The 19281-nt window shown below is 63.5% G+C and carries 13 protein-coding genes; 11 read left to right on the plus strand and 2 right to left on the minus strand.

Annotation, left to right across the window (positions count from 1 at the left end):
* The first annotated feature begins 7 nt into the window (after nt 1-7).
* From AC04PH_RS01740 to AC04PH_RS01770, 7 genes are all read left to right on the plus strand, one after another.
* Nucleotides 8-748, plus strand: a complete 741-nt coding sequence (locus AC04PH_RS01740) for a glucose 1-dehydrogenase (RefSeq protein ID WP_483064018.1) — start codon at nt 8-10, stop codon at nt 746-748.
* Between the two features lie 118 nt (nt 749-866).
* Nucleotides 867-1874 (plus strand): P1 family peptidase, encoded by a 1008-nt coding sequence (locus AC04PH_RS01745; RefSeq protein ID WP_483064019.1) that lies wholly within the window; start codon nt 867-869, stop codon nt 1872-1874.
* Between the two features lie 84 nt (nt 1875-1958).
* Nucleotides 1959-4163: a 1,4-alpha-glucan branching protein GlgB gene (gene glgB / locus AC04PH_RS01750; protein WP_483064020.1), complete on the plus strand. Its 2205-nt coding sequence runs from the start codon at nt 1959-1961 to the stop codon at nt 4161-4163.
* Between the two features lie 62 nt (nt 4164-4225).
* Nucleotides 4226-5458 carry a glucose-1-phosphate adenylyltransferase gene (gene glgC, locus AC04PH_RS01755; RefSeq protein WP_483064021.1) on the plus strand — a complete coding sequence of 411 codons (1233 nt, stop codon included), beginning with the start codon at nt 4226-4228 and terminating at the stop codon, nt 5456-5458.
* A complete protein-coding gene (glgA, locus tag AC04PH_RS01760) occupies nt 5458-6879 on the plus strand; it encodes a glycogen synthase GlgA (protein ID WP_483064022.1) in 1422 nt (473 codons plus the stop codon). Before glgC ends, glgA begins: the two co-directional genes overlap by 1 nt.
* Before the next feature lie 2 nt (nt 6880-6881).
* Nucleotides 6882-9008, plus strand: coding sequence for a glycogen debranching protein GlgX (gene glgX, locus AC04PH_RS01765; protein WP_483064023.1), 2127 nt, complete (start codon nt 6882-6884; stop codon nt 9006-9008).
* Nucleotides 9009-9011: 3 nt separating this feature from the next.
* Nucleotides 9012-10643: an alpha-D-glucose phosphate-specific phosphoglucomutase gene (locus AC04PH_RS01770; protein ID WP_483064024.1), complete on the plus strand. Its 1632-nt coding sequence runs from the start codon at nt 9012-9014 to the stop codon at nt 10641-10643.
* Between the two features lie 15 nt (nt 10644-10658).
* Here the strand turns inward: AC04PH_RS01770 and AC04PH_RS01775 are convergent, their stop codons facing one another.
* Together AC04PH_RS01775 and AC04PH_RS01780 are read right to left on the minus strand one after the other, a co-directional pair.
* Entirely contained in the window at nt 10659-11531 is an 873-nt protein-coding gene (locus AC04PH_RS01775; RefSeq protein ID WP_483064025.1) for an NAD(P)-dependent oxidoreductase, read from the minus strand.
* Nucleotides 11532-11604: 73 nt separating this feature from the next.
* On the minus strand, nt 11605-14505 hold the full coding sequence (locus tag AC04PH_RS01780; protein ID WP_483064026.1) for a sensor domain-containing protein: 2901 nt from the start codon (nt 14503-14505) through the stop codon (nt 11605-11607).
* A 172-nt stretch (nt 14506-14677) separates the two neighbouring features.
* Here AC04PH_RS01780 and AC04PH_RS01785 point away from each other — a divergent pair, with 172 nt between their 5' ends.
* The 4 genes from AC04PH_RS01785 to AC04PH_RS01800 all read left to right on the plus strand — a co-directional run bounded on the left by AC04PH_RS01785 (nt 14678) and on the right by AC04PH_RS01800 (nt 19265).
* A complete protein-coding gene (locus AC04PH_RS01785) occupies nt 14678-15184 on the plus strand; it encodes a copper chaperone PCu(A)C (protein ID WP_483064027.1) in 507 nt (168 codons plus the stop codon).
* A gap of 173 nt (nt 15185-15357) precedes the next feature.
* Nucleotides 15358-15798 carry a c-type cytochrome gene (locus tag AC04PH_RS01790; protein ID WP_483064028.1) on the plus strand — a complete coding sequence of 147 codons (441 nt, stop codon included), beginning with the start codon at nt 15358-15360 and terminating at the stop codon, nt 15796-15798.
* A gap of 121 nt (nt 15799-15919) precedes the next feature.
* Nucleotides 15920-17719, plus strand: a complete 1800-nt coding sequence (ade, locus tag AC04PH_RS01795) for an adenine deaminase (protein ID WP_483064029.1) — start codon at nt 15920-15922, stop codon at nt 17717-17719.
* Nucleotides 17720-17783: 64 nt separating this feature from the next.
* Nucleotides 17784-19265 (plus strand): AMP nucleosidase, encoded by a 1482-nt coding sequence (locus tag AC04PH_RS01800; protein ID WP_483064030.1) that lies wholly within the window; start codon nt 17784-17786, stop codon nt 19263-19265.
* The last annotated feature ends 16 nt before the right edge of the window (nt 19266-19281 follow it).

Here is a 19281-nt window from a genome sequence, read left to right on the forward strand (position 1 = left end):
CATGGGAATGAGACTGAACGGCAAGACGGCAATCGTGACCGGTGGCGGGTCGGGTTTCGGCGCGGGAATCGCCCGGAAATTCGCCGCCGAAGGCGCAAAGGTCATGGTCGCCGACATCAACATGGCGGCAGCACAGACCATTGCGGAGGAAATCGGCGGTCTTGCGCAAGACTGCGATGTCTCCGACCGTGCCAGCGTCACGGCCATGTGCGACGCAGCCCTGTCGCGCTGGGGCGCGCTGGATATCCTTGTGAACAACGCCGGTGCCACGCACCTTCCAGCCGATCTTGAAACCGTGAGCGATGATGACTTCGCCAAGGTCTTCGCCGTGAACATCAGGTCAGTCTATCTGACCGCGCAGGCAATCGTGCCGCATTTCAAGGACCGCCGTCGGGGCGTCATTCTCAACGTCGCCTCGACCGGCGGCGTCTCCCCGCGCCCGCGGCTGACCTGGTACAATGCGTCGAAAGGCTGGATGATCACCGCGACAAAGGGCATGGCCGTCGAACTTGCCCCGCACGGGATTCGTGTGAACGCGATCAACCCAGTCGCGGGTGAGACGCCGCTGCTGAAATCCTTCATGGGCGAGGACACGCCGGAAGTGCGGGCCAAATTCCTCGCCACGATCCCGCTGGGTCGCTTCTCTACCCCCGAAGATATGGGAAATGCCGCCTGTTATCTGTGCTCCGGCGAGGCCAGCATGGTGACGGGCGTCGCGATGGAGGTCGACGGCGGGCGGTGTATCTGATTTCTTTTGGTCGGAAATACCTTGCGGAGGTTTGGAGGTGCAAAACCTCCAATTGGCCCGGCACGGGCCAAACATCAAAAATATCGTGCGGCGCAGCCGCTCCATGGGATCAGACACGATGAAACCCGGACCCCGAAATCTCATCACCGACATCGCGGGCCTGAAGGTCGGCAATGCGCAGGACGATGTCGTCAAATCCGGCGTCACCGTGCTGACGGCGGATGCGCCGTTCGTGGCCTCCGTTCATGTCATGGGCGGCGCGCCCGGTACCCGCGAAACCGATCTGCTGGCCCCGGACAAGACCGTCGCGGGGGTCGATGCGCTGGTGCTGTCCGGCGGCTCCGCTTTCGGTCTGGATGCCTGCTCGGGTGTGATGGATGCCCTGCGCGCCGCCGGTCGCGGCTTCGCCGTCGGGCCGGTGCGGGTGCCTCTGGTGCCGGGCGCGATCCTGTTCGATCTGCTCAACGGCGGCGAAAAGGCGTGGGAGGCCAACCCCTACGCGGCACTGGGTCGCGCGGCCTATGCCGCCGCATCAAAGACCTTCGCGCTGGGCTCGGTCGGCGCCGGTACCGGGGCGATGGCCGCGATGCAGAAGGGGGGGCTGGGCTCCGCTTCGTTCGTACTGCCCGACGGCACGACCGTCGCCGCCCTCGTGGCGGCAAACCCCATCGGCAGCGTCACGACACCGGGTGACGTGCATTTCTGGGCCGCCCCGTTCGAGGTCGGGCAGGAATTCGGCGGCCGCGGGGTGGACACCGCCGGGGGTGTCTTCCAACTGCCCGACAGTCGCAAAAGCCATGCGATGCACCTGCAGGCGACAGACCGGTCAAATACGACGGTCGCCGTCGTGGCGACCGATGCGCCACTGACAAAGGCGCAATGCCATCGTCTGGCGGTCGCCGCCCATGATGGGATCGCCCGCGCCGTCGTACCCGCGCACACGCCGTTCGACGGCGATCTGGTCTTCGGTCTGTCCACCGCGACCGATGCCGCACCTGTCGATGATACGGCTCTGCTCGTCATCGGTCATGCGGCATCCGTCTGTCTCAGCCGGGCCATTGCGCGGGCGATCTACGCCGCAACACCGGCCCCCGGCGACCTGATCGCACCCTATCGCGCGCCCTGAACGGGACCCAAACCGCTTTGAATGCGTTGGAGAATCGTGCAATGCTTTCATTCGTTGCGTGCCGGCAACCAAAAAGGGGTTGGGATGTCAAAGACCGAAAACGCGATCACGCTCGACGATCGGCCTGCCATCGAGGCGCTGGTGCACGGACGGCATGGCGCGCCGTTCGACATCCTCGGGCCGCATCTCGTCGGCAAGGATCGACAGGTTACAGTGTTCATCCCGGGGGCAGAAACCGTCGCTGCGATCACGCCGCGGCGCAAGCCGGTACCCCTGACCCCGATCGCGCAGGGCGTGTTTCGCGGGATCGTGCCGGGGCGCGGGGCTTACCGCCTGCGCGCGAACAACGCCGACGCCACCTGGGAGGTCGAGGACCCGTACCGCTTTGGCCCGGTTCTGACCGACGACGATCTCTACTTTATCGGGACCGGCCAGCATCAGCGCATCTGGCACGCGCTGGGTGCGCATGTGATGCAGCATGACGGTGTTGCAGGTACGCATTTCGCGGTCTGGGCGCCCAATGCACAACGGGTCGCCGTCGTCGGTGATTTCAATCACTGGGACGAGGCGCGCCATGGCATGCGGCGCAGGGGGGCCTCGGGCATCTGGGAAATTTTCCTGCCGGGCGTCGGCGCGGGGGCGGTGTACAAATATGCCGTGCTGGGTGCCGACCATCACGTGACGCAAAAGGCCGATCCCGTCGGCTTCGGAGCCGAACATCCACCTGCCACGGCCTCTGTCGTGCGCGATCTGGCCGACCCGGACTGGCGCGATGGCGGTTGGATGGACAAGCGTGCTGCCCTGCAGAACATCGACGCACCGATCAGTATTTACGAGGTGCATATAGGCAGCTGGCGCCGCGTCGAGGGTGGCCGCCCGCTGTCATATACCGAACTGGCGGAGCAACTGATCGACTATGTGGTCGACCTTGGCTTTACGCATATCGAACTGATGCCGATCTCCGCGCATCCCTTCGACGGCTCCTGGGGGTATCAGCCCATCGGTCTTTACGCGCCCACGATCCGGCACGGCACGCCGAAGGAATTCCGCGCATTCATCGACGCGGCGCACAAGCGTGGCATCGGCGTGCTGTTGGACTGGGTGCCGGGGCACTTCCCGTCCGACGAACACGGGCTGGCACGCTTCGATGGCACGGCGCTCTACGAGCACGCCGACCCGCGCGAGGGCTATCACCCCGACTGGAACACCTACATTTACAATTTCGGACGTCCCGAGGTCGCGAATTTCCTCACCTCCAACGCGCTCTACTGGCTGGAGGAATTCCACCTCGACGGTATCCGCGTCGATGCCGTGGCCTCGATGCTCTACCGCGACTACTCGCGCAATGCGGGCGAGTGGATACCGAACAAGGATGGTGGCCGCGAAAACTACGAAGCCATCGCGTTGCTGCAGAACATGAACATCAACACCTACGGCGCGGTCGACGGCATCATGACTGTGGCCGAGGAATCCACCGCCTTTCCCGGCGTGTCCCGTCCCGTAGATCACGGCGGGCTGGGGTTCGGGTTCAAATGGAACATGGGCTGGATGAACGACACCCTGTCCTACATGGAGGCCGATCCGATCTACCGGTCCTACGATCATCACAAGATGACCTTCGGCATCGACTACGCGTTCTCGGAAAACTACGTCCTGCCGATTTCCCATGACGAGGTCGTGCACGGCAAAGGGTCGATGATCGCGAAGATGCCCGGCAACGACTGGGAGAAGTTCGCCAACCTGCGCGCCTACTACGGGTTCATGTGGTCGCATCCGGGAAAGAAGCTGCTGTTCATGGGGTGCGAGTTCGCGCAGTGGGGCGAATGGAACCACGGCCAGCAACTGGAATGGCACCTGCTGCACGAACCGCGCCATGACGGCGTCCAGAAACTGATCCGCGACCTGAACAGGGCCTATCGCGACGAACCGGGTCTGCACGTCAACGACTGCCGACCCGAGGGTTTCAAGTGGCTCGAAGGTGGCGATATGCAGGCATCCGTCTTTGCCTTCGCCCGCTTCGGGCGGAACGATGATCCGCCGCTCGTGGTTGTGATCAACATGACGCCGCTGGAACGCACCGGCTACCGCGTCGGATTTCCGCTTGGCGGAGTCTGGGACGAGGTGATCAACACCGATGCCACCGATTACGGCGGTGGGGGCCGGGGCAATCTGGGGCAGGTCACGACCGAGCAGATTGCCGCCATGGGAGAGGCGCAATCCGCGACACTGACGCTGCCGCCGCTATCGACGCTGATTTTCAGGCCGACGCGGAATGGCGGTGAAATATGAATATGAATGGGGAGGACGACGACATGTAAGCAAGACCCAACCAAAGGCTGTCCAGCCGGGCGATGGCATTCGTTCTGGCTGGGGGCCGTGGTAGCCGCCTGAAAGAACTGACCGATGATCGCGCCAAGCCTGCGGTGTTTTTCGGCGGCAAGACCCGGATCGTCGATTTCGCCCTGTCCAACGCGCTCAACTCCGGCATCCGCAAAATGGCGATCGCCACGCAGTACAAGGCGCACTCACTGATCCGCCATTGCCAGCGGGGCTGGGGCTTTCTGCGGGCGGAACGGAACGAATACCTCGATATCCTGCCCGCCAGCCAGCGGATGAACGACGAAAACTGGTATCAGGGCACCGCCGACGCCGTGACTCAGAACATCGACATCATCGACAGCTATGGCGTCGATTTCATCGTCGTTCTTGCCGGTGATCACATCTACAAGATGGATTACGAGATCATGCTGCAGCAGCACTTGGATACAGGTGCGGACGTGACGATTGGTTGCCTGACCGTGGCACTGGACGAGGCAAAAGCCTTCGGCGTCATGCACACCGATGAAAAGGGCCGGATCACCGATTTTCTGGAAAAGCCGAAAAACCCGCCCTGCATTCCCGGCGATCCCGACCATGCGCTGGCCTCTATGGGCATCTACGTTTTCCGCTGGGATTTCCTGCGTGACCTGTTGCTGAAGGACAAGGAAGACAGCAACTCCAGCCATGACTTCGGCCATGACATCATTCCCCATGTCGTCGCCAACGGCAAAGCCATGGCGCACCGGTTCGAGGAAAGCTGTGTCACCTCCGGGCTTGAAAAGGAGCCATACTGGCGCGACGTCGGCACCATCGACGCGTTCTGGCAGGCCAATATCGACCTGACGCACTTCACCCCGCCGCTTGATCTTTATGACACGAGCTGGCCGATCTGGACCTATTCAGAGGCCGTCCCACCGGCAAAATTCATCCACAACGATCCCGAAAGGCGCGGGTCCGCCGTATCGTCGCTGGTGTCGGGGGGCTGTATCATTTCCGGTTCGGAAATCTCGGAAAGCCTGTTGTTCACCGGTGTGCGCACCCACTCCTTCGCGAAACTGCACGGCGTCGTCGCACTGCCCTACGTCGAGGTGAACCGTAACGCGCAGCTGACGAAATGTGTCATCGACCGTGGCGTGGTGATCCCCGAAGGCCTTGTCGTTGGCGAGGACAAGGAAGCCGACGCGCGTTGGTTCAACCGCTCTGAAAGCGGAACCGTGCTGATCACCAAAAAGATGATCGCCCGCTACAACGCCGAGAACGGCTGATGAAACGGGTCCTGTCGGTCACCTCCGAATGCGTCCCGCTGATCAAGACCGGCGGGCTTGCGGATGTTGCCGGTGCATTGCCTGCCGCATTGGCGGATCATGGCTGGGATATGCGCACGCTGCTGCCCGCCTATCGCGGGTTGATAAAGAAAACCAAGGCCGTAAAGGTCGTCTGGCAGACCGACGATCTTTTCGGCGACGCTGCAAAGGTGCTGGCCGTCGATGTGGGCGGGGCGGCCATGCTTCTACTGGACGCGCCGCATCTTTACGACCGCAAGGGTGGCCCCTACGGCGACGGCGTCGATTTTGCCGATAACGCGGAACGGTTCGCCGCTCTGTCTTGGGCTGCGGCACAGATCGCGCAGAACGGGCTGAATGATGGCTGGACGCCGGAAGTGCTGCACGCCCACGACTGGCAGGCCGGACTGGCGCCGGCCTATCTGCGCTTTGCCAAATCGCCCGTGAAGACGGTGATGACGGTGCACAACATCGCTTTCCAGGGCGTGACCCCGGCGGACAAACTCGCCGCGCTGAAGCTGCCCGCAGCTGCGTTCACGTCCGACCGGCTCGAATACTGGGGCCAGATCAGCACGCTCAAGGCGGGTCTGGTGACGGCGGATGCGATCACAACTGTCAGCCCGACCTATGCCGAGGAATTGATGCGACCGGATTTCGGTATGGGTCTCGACGGTGTGATCGCCTCTCGCTCCAAGGACCTGACCGGTATCCTGAACGGCATCGACGATTCCGTCTGGGACCCGGCCAACGATCCGGCCATCACGCCATACAGCGCCGGGAAGATGGGCGGCAAAGCGAAGAACCGCGCGGCACTCTGCAAGGAATTCAACCTGTCGGACATCGACGGGCCGCTGGCCATCGTCGTCAGCCGCCTGACCCAACAAAAGGGCATCGACCTGCTGGTGGAATGTGCCGACGAATTCGTCTCTCAGGGTGGCGGTCTTGCGATCCTTGGCTCAGGCGATCCGTGGCTCGAAGGGCAGTTGCAGGCGCTGGCCACCCGCAACCCCGGCCGCGTCGGCCTGCGCATCGGCTATGACGAGGCGCTGTCGCACCGGATGTTCGGCGGCGGCGATGCGGTCCTCGTGCCCAGCCGGTTCGAGCCCTGCGGCCTGACCCAGCTTTACGGCCTGCGCTACGGCACGGTCCCCGTCGTCGCAGCGACCGGCGGGCTTGCCGATACGGTGATCAACGCCAACCCGGTAGCGCTCGCCGCCGGTGTCAGCACCGGCATCGTGTTTCAGGGCATCGACAGGCTGGGCTTGTCACGCGCGCTGAACCAGTTGATCCGGGCCTTCGCCGACAAGAAGGGCTGGACGGCCATGCAGAAACGCGGGATGACGCAAGACCTCGGCTGGGGCGCGTCCTCGGCCAGATATGCGAAACTCTACGAGGCACTCTGACCGTGACACTTGCCCTTTTGCCGCACAAGCTGCGCAACCACGCGCTGGCCGCCGGCAGACCACATCCTGTCGGCGCGACCTACGACGGGTTCGGCGTCAACTTCGCCGTGTTCTCCGAACATGCCGAGCGGGTGGAACTGTGCCTGTTCGCCGAGGATACCCGCACCGAGGTCGCACGCATCCCGCTGATGGAACGCGACGGCGACATCTGGCACGTCTATGTGCATGGCCTCGCCCCGGGTGCTGCCTATGGCTACCGGGTGCACGGCCCCTACGCGCCCGAAGAGGGGCACCGTTTCAACCACCACAAGCTATTGCTGGACCCCTACGCCAAGCAGATCAGCGGCGGGTTGGAATGGAACGACGCGGTGATGGGCTACAAGGTCGGTGCGCCGCACGAAGATCTGACCTTCGACATGCGCGACAGTGCGCCCTATGTGCCACGCTCCATCGTGGCCGACCCGGTGCCTTTTGTCCGCGGCGACCGCAAACCGCGGATCGGTCGGTCCGATACCGTTCTCTACGAAGCCCACATCAAGGGCATGACCGCCCAGTTCCCCGGCGTGCCGGAGCATCAGCGCGGACGGTTCACCGGCATGTCCAGCGCCCCGGTCCTCGACCACCTGACAAAGCTCGGGGTCACCTCTGTCCAATTGATGCCGACACACGCCTTTCTGGACGACAAGTTCCTGCTCGATGCCGGGCTGTCGAACTACTGGGGCTACCAGACCATCGGCTTTTTCGCGCCCGAACCGCGTTATTTGGGCCACGACGACATCGTCGAATTCCAGCAGATGGTCAAAGGCTTCCATTCCGCCGGGATCGAGGTGATCCTCGACGTGGTCTATAACCACTCGGGCGAGGGCAATCATTTCGGCCCGACACTGTCGTTCCGCGGCCTCGACAACAAATCCTACTACCGGCTGACCGGGGGCGGTCGTTACTACACCAACGAGACCGGCACCGGCAACACGCTGAACGTCGCGCACCCGATGGTCCTGCGGATGGTCATGGACAGCCTGCGCTATTGGGTCGAGGTGATGCACGTCGATGGCTTCCGCTTCGATCTGGCTACCGTGCTGGCGCGCGAATCCACAGGCTTCAACCGCAACGGCGGCTTCCTCGACGCGATCCGGCAAGACCCGGTTCTGGCCGACGTGAAGCTGATCGCAGAGCCATGGGACCTCGGGCCGGGTGGCTACCAACTCGGCGCATTCCCGCACCCGTTTCTGGAATACAACGACAAATACCGCGACGGTGTGCGCAAGTTCTGGAAGGGCGAGGCCAATGTGTCCGAGCTGTCCAAGCGCATTCTCGGCAGTGCCAACCAGTTCGACCATTCCGGCCGTGCCGCCACCACTTCGGTGAATTTCGTGTCGGTGCACGACGGCATGGTGCTGAACGATCTGGTCAGCTACGACCGCAAGCACAACGCGGCCAACGGCGAAGACAATCGCGACGGCAAGGATGACAACTATTCCGACAACATGGGCGTCGAAGGGCCGACGGACGACCCCGCGATCAACGCGGCCCGCGCCCAGCGCAAGCGTAACTTCCTCGCCACGCTGTTCCTATCACAAGGCACGCCGATGCTGCTGTCGGGTGACGAGATCGGCAACACGCAGCACGGCAACAACAACACCTTCGGTCAGGACAACCCCATCGGCTGGGTCAACTGGGACGATGCGGACACCGACCTGCTCGCTTTCGTGCATCGCCTGACCGCTTTGCGCCGCAAACATTCGGTCCTGCGACAGAACCGGTTCCTGCATTCGCGCCCGCGCCAGAAGGACGGCATCCCCGATCTGTTCTGGCGGCTGCCCGATGGCAGCAAGCCGGAGACCGCGGACTGGCAGCGCCCCGATCTGCACACCATCTGCGTCGAGGTGCGGACATCCTCCGACACGCCCGCCTACGCCGCCTCCGACGATGTCCTTTTTCTGGTCTTCAACAACGGCCCCGCCTGCGAGGTGCAGTTGCCACCCAGCGCGCCTGGTCTGGTCTGGGAGCAGGTCCTGAACACCGCCTTCCCGACCGATGGGCCGGTCTGCCTGACAGGACCCCTCGTGCCGGCGCAGGCGAACGCAGTTCAGGTGTTCGCCCGGACGCCCATCACAACCAAGGAGTAAGCCATGCCGATCCTGACGGTTTCCACCACACCCTTCGACGATCAAAAGCCCGGCACATCGGGCCTGCGCAAGAAAACAAAGGTTTTCATGCAGGATCACTACCTTGAAAACTTCGTGCAGGCGATCTTTGACGGGATCGGCGGTGTGGAGGGCAAGAGGCTCGTGGTCGGCGGCGATGGGCGCTTTCACAACGATGTCGCCATCCGCACCATCCTGCGCATGGCGGCGGCCAACGGCGCGAAACGGGTGATCGTGGGGCAGGGCGGCTTGCTGTCCACGCCTGCCGCATCGCATCTGATCCGGCTGAACAAGACGGACGGCGGCATCATCCTGTCGGCCAGCCACAATCCCGGTGGCGAGGATGAGGATTTCGGCATCAAATACAACATGGCCAACGGCGGCCCCGCACCTGAAAGCGTGACCGACGCGATCTTTGCCAAGACCGGCAGCATCGAAAGCTACAAAATCTGGGATGGCGACGCGCCCGATATCGACGTGATCGGTGACAGCCACCTCGGCGATATGCTGGTCACCGTGGTCGATCCGGTCTCCGACTACGCGGACCTGATGGAAACCCTGTTCGACTTCGGCGCAATCCGGTCGCTGTTCTCCGAGGACTTCACCATGCGCTTCGACGCGATGAACGCGATCACCGGCCCATATGCGACCGAAGTGCTGGAAAACCGGCTGGGCGCGCCGAAAGGCACGGTCGTGCACGGTACCCCGCTACCCGATTTCGGCGGCATGCACCCCGACCCGAACCCGACCTGGGCGCACGAGCTGATGGAAGAGATGTTCAGGGAGGACGGCCCCGATTTCGGCGCCGCCTCCGATGGCGATGGTGACCGGAACATGATCGTCGGCCACAACGTCTATGTCAGCCCGTCCGACAGCCTCGCCCTGATCGCCGCCCACGCGAAAAACGCGCCCGGCTACAAGGACGGCCTGCCCGGTGTGGCACGGTCGATGCCCACCTCCGCCGCGGTGGACCGTGTGGCAAAGGCGCTGAATATCCCGTGCTTCGAAACACCGACGGGGTGGAAGTTCTTTGGCAACCTGATGGACGCGGGCAAGGTCGCGCTCTGCGGCGAGGAGAGTTTCGGCACCGGCTCGGACCACGTTCGGGAAAAGGACGGGCTTTGGGCGGTGCTGATGTGGCTCAACATCATCGCCGCGACTGGCAAGGGCGTGGGTGAACTGCTGCGCGACCATTGGAAAACTTATGGCCGCAACTACTACTCCCGTCATGATTACGAGGCCGTGGATACCGATCAGGCCGAAGCCGCCTATCAAAAACTGCGCGACGATCTGGATACGCTGGCCGGGGCGACGATCGGCGACCTCATTGTCGATCAGGCGGATGAATTCAGCTATACCGATCCGGTCGACGGCTCCGTGTCGCGCCAGCAGGGCCTGCGTGTCCTCTTCAAGGGCGGCTCGCGCTTCGTGCTGCGCAAGTCCGGCACCGGCACCAGCGGGGCGACGCTGCGGCTTTACCTCGAACGGCTGGAAACCGACCCCGACAAGCTGGACGAAGACCCGCAACAGGCGCTCGCCCCGATCATCGCGGCGGCCGAGGAACTGGTCGGCTTCCGCGGCAGTCTGGGCCGCGAGAAGCCTGACGTGATCACCTGAACAAGTCCGCCCGCGCTACCCCATCGCCGCCAGCCGTTTGAGCAACGACGACGTGTCCCAGCGCCCGCCGCCCAGTTTCTGCACGTCCTTGTAGAACTGATCGACCAGAGCAGTCACCGGCAGGCTGGCACCGTTTTCATTCGCCGTCGCCAGACAGATGCCCAGATCCTTGCGCATCCAGTCCACCGCGAATCCATGGTCGTAATGATCGTTCAGCATGGTCTGATAGCGGTTCGACATCTGCCAGCTTCCGGCGGCGCCCTGGCTGATCACCTCTACCACTGCGGCACCGTCTAGCCCCGCTTTCTGGGCGAAATGCAAAGCCTCCGACAGCCCCTGCACGAGTCCTGCGATGGCGATCTGGTTGCACATCTTAGTCATCTGCCCCGCGCCCACGTCACCGATCCGCCGGCACAGCTTGGCATAGGTCGTGATCACCTTTTCGGCGGCATCGTAATGATCTTGCGCGCCACCGCACATGATCGACAGCTGACCGTTTTCTGCACCCGCCTGACCACCGGAAATCGGCGCATCGACATAGCCGATCCCCCGTTCCCCCGCCGCGTCGGCCAGTTCCTTGGTCACTGCGGCGGAAACTGTCGTGTGGTCAACGAAAACGCTCCCCTTCGCCATGCCTGCAAAGGCACCGTCGTCGCCCAGGCAGACGCTGCGCAGATCGTCGTCGTTGCCGACGCAGGCCATCACCATCTCGGCACCCTCCGCCGCCGCGCGCGGTATGTCGCCCTGCCGTCCGCCATGTTCATTCACCCAGGCCGCTGCCTTCTCACAGGTCCTGTTGAAAACAGTCACGTCATGCCCGGCGGCCTGCAAATGCCCCGCCATCGGGTAACCCATCACGCCAAGACCCAAAAATGCCAGTTTTGCCATCGCTTGCCCTCCAGATTTGTCCGGCACAGCATCGCGCATTTGATCTGGGCCGCAAGTGGCATCTGACCCGAAGTCAGCCCGCCGCGGGTTTCCCGTCGTAGGGGCTGTAACGCCCGTTGGAATGCGCGGCGTTCAAGAGCGCCATGACTTGATGCCTGGGCATCGGACTGGCCAACCCGTAGCCTTGCAGATAGTCGCAGCCAAGATCGCGCAACACGTCGATATGGGCCGGTGTCTCCACCCCTTCCGCGACCACGGCGATGCCCTGCACGCGCCCAATTTCGATGATGGATTTGATCAGCCGCCGGTGCTTGGCCGATGTGTCCACCGGGCCGACAAGCTCCCGGTCGATTTTCAGCCGCGCCGGATTGAGCTTGAGCAGCCCGACGATCGAGGCGTGACCGGTCCCGAAGTCATCCACCTCGATATCGATCCCCATATCGCGGATGAACGCGAGGTTGGCCGCCAGCTGTTCGTCCTGCGTGTCCAGAAAGACCGATTCCAGCAGTTCGAACGCAAATTCACCCGGCGCGTCGCGTAACGTCTGCAACTTGTCGGACAGGCCCGGATCGGCCAGTCGCCGCGCCGAGACGTTGACCGACATGCGCGGCACAGGTAGCCGCGCGCGTTGCCACTGGCCCATGTCACGGATCGCCTGATCCAGCACAAGCTGGTCGATCCGGCCGACCACGTTCAACTCTTCCGCGACGGGCAAAAACCTGTCCGGCGGGATCGTCTCTCCGCTGGGGTGTTTCCACCGCACCAGTGCCTCTACGCCGGACAGGTCCAGCGTGCGCGCATCGAACTGCGGCTGATAGATGCAATAAAACTGGTCGTTCTGCAGCCCGGTGAGAATCTCGTCGGCCAGCCGGTTGCGTGCCTGGGCGGCGGTCTTCAGATCATCGTTGTAGAACCGGAACCGCCCCCGGCCATCGTTCTTGGCCAGATAAAGCGCCAGATCGGCATTGGCGAACAGGGTCGTACCGGCCTGTGTATCGTCGCGGTCCGTGGCGATCCCGACGCTCATCCCGAACCGGCAAGTATGGTTCTTGATCATGAGCGGCTTGCCCGCGGCGGCGATGATCCGTTCGGCCAGGGAGGCCAGATCGCGGTCGGCAGGTGCGCGGGGGATGTAGATGACGAACTCATCACCACCCACCCGTGCGACCAGCGCGCCCTCCGGCGCATGTCGTGTCAGGATTCCGGCTGCGTGAATGATCACCTGATCGCCTGCGGCGTGGCCAAGCGTATCGTTGACCTGCTTGAAGCGATCCAAATCGATGTGCAGCACAGCAGGGCGGTCCCGCGTCGTGCGCTCGAAATCGTCCAACTTACGTCGGTTCGCAAGACCGGTCAGTGTGTCGTGCAGCGCGTCGAATTCCATCTGCGCGCGCGCCGCTTCCAGTGCGGTGTTCTGCTTGCGCGCCAGCGCATTGGCCTCCCGCAGTACGTCCGCACGCTTGCGGTCGGCGCTGATGTCCCAATTCACGCCGATCAGCTTGTGCCCGCCGCCGGGGTCCGAAAAATGCGACGCCCGCGACCGGATATGCCGCACGGTCCCGTCCTTGCGTGTGATCCGGTAATCGAGGATGAAATCTTCGCCGGTGTCCAGACACTGCTGCGCCGCCGCGATCGTCGCCGCGCGATCCTCGGGGTGCAGGTGCCTTTCCCACACACCTGAAAGCGAGGGCGTCGTTGCGGGGTCGAGCCCGTAGATGGCGAACATCTGCCGGTCCCATGTCGTTTCCTTTTTGCGCAGGTCGAATTCCCACACGCCGATGCCGGCCGTCGTCACGGCCAGTTCCAGCGTGCGCGATACGCTTTGCAGCGCATCCGTGCGCGATTTCAGCCGCGTGACGTCGGTATCGTTGCCGATGATCCGCGCCGGGCGACCGTCCGGCCCGCGCGACATCACGCGCCCCTGGCTCAGGATCCAGACATAGTGCCCGTCGGCGTGACGCTCGCGATATTCGTACCGGATTTCATCGGTCTCCCCGTCGTCGATCCGCGCAATGGCCGCGCGCAGCCTGTCGGCGTCGTCGGGGTGGACGTTCGCGAACCAGTCGTTCTGCGTCGCACGGTGGCCCTCGCCGGGCGGCAGCCCGCGCAGCGCGTGCCAGATGTCGGAACAGAACCGTTTCCCCGACACCAGATCGTGATCCCACAAACCCTGTCCGGCACTTTCCACGGCGACCTGCCACAACTGGCGCGACGCCTCCATCTCGTGCAGGCGGTCGGTGGTCTTGCGCAGTTCGGTCACATCGCGGTCGGTCGCGACGATATGCGCGGGCCCGCCGTCCGGCGTAAGCCGGGTGACCTGACCCCGGCTTTCGATCCAGATCCAATGCCCGTCGGCATGGCGTTCGCGATAGGTGGCCTCGAAACTGTGGCGGGTCCCGGCCAGAAGCTCCCCGGCGACGATATCGACCGCCGTGCGATCCTCGGGATGAATGTGCTGGACCCAGTCCTCGCGGCTGTCGCGACTGTGATCGTCCGCTTTCAGCCCCCGCAACTTGCGCCAGCCGTTCGACCGGAACCGGTCGTCGCTGTCGACGTCGATATCCCAGACACCATCGCTCAGGTGGTCGACGATGCGTTGCCAGCGGTCCAGCAGGTCGGGCGCGCTGCCGGTCCCGTCTTGCGGGTGGATCAGCCCAAGATATTCGCGCATCCGGGCGTCGCCGCAGGTCAGCGGTGTCACCGACAGGATGTGGTCGGCCCCGATCAGACGCAATTGCCACCGCCCGGGCGCATCCCCGCTCTTTGCGTCCTTGAACGCCACCCAAGAGGCCGGATCGACAAACGTCGCCACGGACAGCCCCCGCGCGTCGCCACCGGCAGCGATCAATTGCGCGCAGGCGCTGTTGGCGTGGCGTACGGTATGATCGCCGCCGATCAGCAGGGCGGGCGCATCGATCTGGTCGATCATGCCGACCCGCTGAAGATCGCCACCCAGATCCCGTTCCAGTTTCAAGACCGCACCCTCTTTCGCGACGTGCTGCCATTGGCGCAGAACTTCGTGAAAATATCGGAAACGATCCCGCACTGCGACGGCGGCACCTAAACGCATCTGTGACAAAAGGTGCCTTGTGTCCCGTCTGCGCATTTCCTACCCCGGTCGCATCACCGGAATAAGGACACACCCGATGCGTTTCTTGACAGCCCTCCTTCTTGGCAGCCTGCCTGCCATGGCCGCCGCCCACGACTATAACGTCGGTGACCTTGTCATCGCGCACCCGATGGCATTCGAAACGCCCGCCACCGCGCAAAGCGGCGCGGGATACCTTGAGATCACCAATACCGGCGATACCCCGGACCGCCTCATCGCGGTCGAGGCGGATTTTCCCCGCGTGATGATCCACGACACCATCGTGACCGACGATATCAGCCGCATGGTGCATATCGACGGGCTAGATATTGCACCCGGCGAAACGGTTCGGTTGGCGCCGGGTGGCAAGCACGTGATGTTCATGGGTCTGGGCGGCGATCCGTTCGAGGTTGATGAAAAAATCGACGCGACGCTGGTTTTCGAACGCGCGGGCGCGGTCGCGATCACCTTCAACGTCGAGCCGCGCGTGGCCGACGACATGAATCATGGCGAAATGGACCACGGCGAGATGGATCACGGGGAAACGGCAGACGGCGATTCCTGATCGGTGATACCGCACTTGTCCGCCCGACCACCGGCGCTGGCCGACAACCTCCGGCTGATCGTTCACGCAGAGTTTTGACCCCCGCACTGGACTGTCACTGCTGAGACGCTAAGCTGATTTCATCAGGGCACCCGCGATGCGGTGTGGTCAAACGATCAAAAGGACGATGAGTGATGAAGAGATTTACAGCCGCAGCTGCGTTCGCTGTTCTGGCTGCCCCCGCATTCGCGGACGGTCATGCCGCAACGCAGGGTGACATCGCCGCAGGGGAAGAGCAGTTCAACCGGCAATGCGTCGCCTGCCACGTCGTCGCCGATGCCTCGGGTGAGGTACTTGCCGGACGCAACGCGCGCACCGGCCCGAACCTCTACGGCGTCGCGGGGCGACAGCCCGGCTCGGTCGAGGATTTCCGCTACGGCGACTCGATCGTGGAATACGGCGAAACCGGCGCGGTCTGGACCGAAGAGAACTTCGTGGCCTACGTACAGGGGCCGACCGACTTCCTGAAAGAGGTTCTGGAAAACCGCCGCGCACGTGGCAAGATGTCCTATCAGGTTCGCGACGAACAGCAGGCCTACGACATCTACGCCTTCCTGGCACAGTTCAGCGAATAGACACGCCGCGGCGTGAAACATTCGGCGGGCCGTCACGGATTGTGGCGGCCCGTCTTGCATGTCCGCCATGCAGCGCGTCGGCCCCCCTTGTTCCCGCTTCAAATCAGTGAAATATTTGGGGATGGTAACTCACATCAAATCCTGGGCCGACGTGGCCCCCCGCCTTGTCGCCGTCGCCGCCGGTCGCGAAGCGGCCGACACGGTGATCCGTGGCGGCAAGCTGGTCAATGTCCAGTCGCGCGAGGTCCTCGACGGCTGGCAGGTCGCCATCACTGAAGGGCGTTTCGCCTACATCGGCCCCGACGCCTCCCATTGCATCGGCCCCGATACGCAAATTATCGACGCCGACGGCCAATACCTCATCCCCGGCCTCTGCGACGGTCACATGCACATCGAAAGCGGGATGCTCACCCCCGCCGAATTCGCCGCCGCCGTGATCCCGCACGGCACCACCACCATGTTCACCGACCCGCACGAGATCGCCAACGTGCTGGGCCTCGACGGCGTGCGCATGATGCATGACGAGGCGCTGATGCAGCCCGTGAACATCTACACACAGATGCCCTCCTGCGCGCCCTCCGCCCCCGGTCTGGAAACCACCGGGTTCGAAATCACGGCCGATGACGTGGCCGAAGCGATGTCTTGGCCCGGCATCATAGGGCTGGGCGAGATGATGAACTTTCCCGGTGTCACCGACGGTGACAAGCAGATGCTCGCCGAAATGGCCGCCACCATGAACGCGGGCAAGACCGTGGGCGGGCATTATGCCTCCCCCGACAAGGGCACCGCGTTCTCGGCCTATGTCGCAGGCGGGGCGGCGGACGATCACGAAGGCACGGCAGAGGCTGATGCCATCGCCCGCGTGCGCAACGGGATGCGCTCCATGATGCGCCTCGGCTCGGCGTGGTATGACGTGGAAACGCAGATCACCGCCGTCACTGAAAAGGGCCTCGATCCGCGCAATTTCATCCTGTGCACCGACGACTGCATGGCCGGCACGCTCGTCAACGACGGCCACATGAACCGCGTCGTCCGCCACGCCATCGCCTGTGGCTGCGATCCGCTCATCGCGTTGCAGATGGCCACGATCAACACCGCCACCCATTTCGGACTGGAACGCGAGCTGGGCTCCATCGCGCCGGGCAGGCGCGCCGACGTGATCCTTACCGACGACCTGATCACCCTGCCGATCAACACCGTGATCGCGCGCGGGCAGATCGTGGCGGAAAACGGCAAGATCACCGTGGACTGTCCGCACTACGACTGGCCCGATTCCGCGCGACAAACCGTGCACATGGGTAAGACCCTCAATGCCGCCAATTTCGCGGTGAAAGCCCCGGACGGCGCGAACACCGTCACCGCCAAGGTCATCGGCGTCATTGAAAATCAGGCCCCGACAAAGGCCCTCACCGCCGATCTGCCGGTGGTAGACGGCGTGGTCGAAGGCGAAGGCGAAACCTGCCAGATCGCGCTCGTCGAACGTCACCGCGGCACCGGCGATGTCGTCAACGGTTTCGTCTCCGGCTTCGGCTACACCGGCAAGATGGCCATGGCCTCCACCGTGGCGCACGACAGTCACCACATGATCGTCGTCGGCACGGACCGCGACAGCATGGCGCAGGCCGCCAACCGGCTGGGCGAGGTCGGCGGCGGCGTCACCGTCTGGAAGGACGGTGCGGAAATCGCGCTGGTCGAACTGCCCATCGCGGGCCTGATGTCCGACCGTCCGGCGGCAGAGGTCGCGAAAGCCGCCGACCGCATGGTAAAGGCCATGGCCGATTGCGGCTGCACCCTCAACAACGCCTACATGCAGCACTCGCTGCTGGCGCTGGTCGTCATACCGGAACTCAGGATCAGCGATCTGGGGCTGGTCGACGTGACGACATTCACCTTCACGGACCTGCTGACCTCATCCGAGTGACGCAGATTACACATAGATTTCACACAAGACCGTCACGCATCACCGTGGCCAAAAAGGATAACAAATGATCGACACCACACACCTTGCCCTGCACACGCCCGACGTTCCCGCGCCCGAGGCGTTCATGGACGCGAAAGCGGCCGTCGCCCGGCTGGAAGAGCTTTATGTCACGGCAGCGAAATTCCTGTGCGACAACTTCGCGAACGCCCTGACCGACGGCATGCCGGACCGGCGCTACCGCGCCTATTACCCCGAAATCCGCCTGACGACGACCAGCTTCGCCACGACGGATTCCCGCCTCTCGTTCGGCCACGTCGCCGAACCCGGCGTTTACGCCACAACGGTCACCCGCCCCGATCTCTTCGCGCATTATCTGGAACAGCAGATCGGCCTCCTGATCAAATCCCACGGCGTCCCCGTCGTGATCGGTCCGTCCATGACCGAGATGCCGGTGCATTTCGCTGTCGCCAACGACGCAAACCTGTCCGTGCCACAGGACGGCAGCATGGAGTTCAACCTGCGCGATGTCTTCGACGTGCCCGATCTGGCCACGACCCACGACAACATCGTCAACGGGCAGGGCTATCTCTATCCCGACGGCGCGCGCCCGCTGGCCCCGTTCACCGCCCAGCGGATCGACTATTCACTGGCGCGTCTGTCGCATTACACCGCCACCGCGGCAGAGCATTTCCAGAACCATGTCCTGTTTACGAACTACCAGTTCTACGTCGAGGAATTCGAGGCCTACGCACGCCAGATGCTTGCCGATCCCGACAGCGGCTACACCAGCTTCGTCAGCACCTACAACGTCGAGATTACGGACCCCGACGCTCCCATCGAGGCACCCGCCAAGATGCCGCAGATGCCGACCTACCACCTCAAGCGCAAGGGCGGCGGCGGGATCACGCTGGTAAACATCGGCGTCGGCCCGTCGAACGCCAAGACGGCGACCGACCACATCGCCGTGCTGCGGCCCCACGCTTGGCTGATGGTCGGCCACTGTGCCGGTCTGCGCAACACGCAACGGCTGGGCGACTACGTGCTGGCCCACGCCTATTTGCGCGAGGATCACGTGCTGGATGACGACCTGCCGGTCTGGGTGCCGATCCCGGCACTCGCCGAAATCCAGATCGCGCTGGAAACCGCCGTGGCCGACGTCACCGCGCTGGAAGGATTCGAGTTGAAGCGCATCATGCGCACCGGCACCGTCGCCACCATCGACAACCGCAACTGGGAACTGCGGGACCATTCCGGCCCCGTGCAGCGCCTTTCGCAGTCACGTGCCGTGGCGCTGGATATGGAAAGTGCCACGATCGCCGCAAACGGATTCCGGTTCCGCGTGCCATACGGCACCCTGCTCTGTGTGTCAGACAAACCCCTGCATGGCGAGTTGAAGCTGCCGGGCATGGCGTCCAACTTCTACAAGACGCAGGTGGCCAGCCATCTCCTGATCGGTATCCGCGCAATGGAGCGCCTGCGCGAGATGCCGCTGGAACGCATCCACAGCCGGAAATTACGCAGTTTCGAGGAAACTGCGTTTTTGTAGCGCATCAATAAATAAT

This window comes from Yoonia sp. KMU-150, from assembly GCF_056858355.1.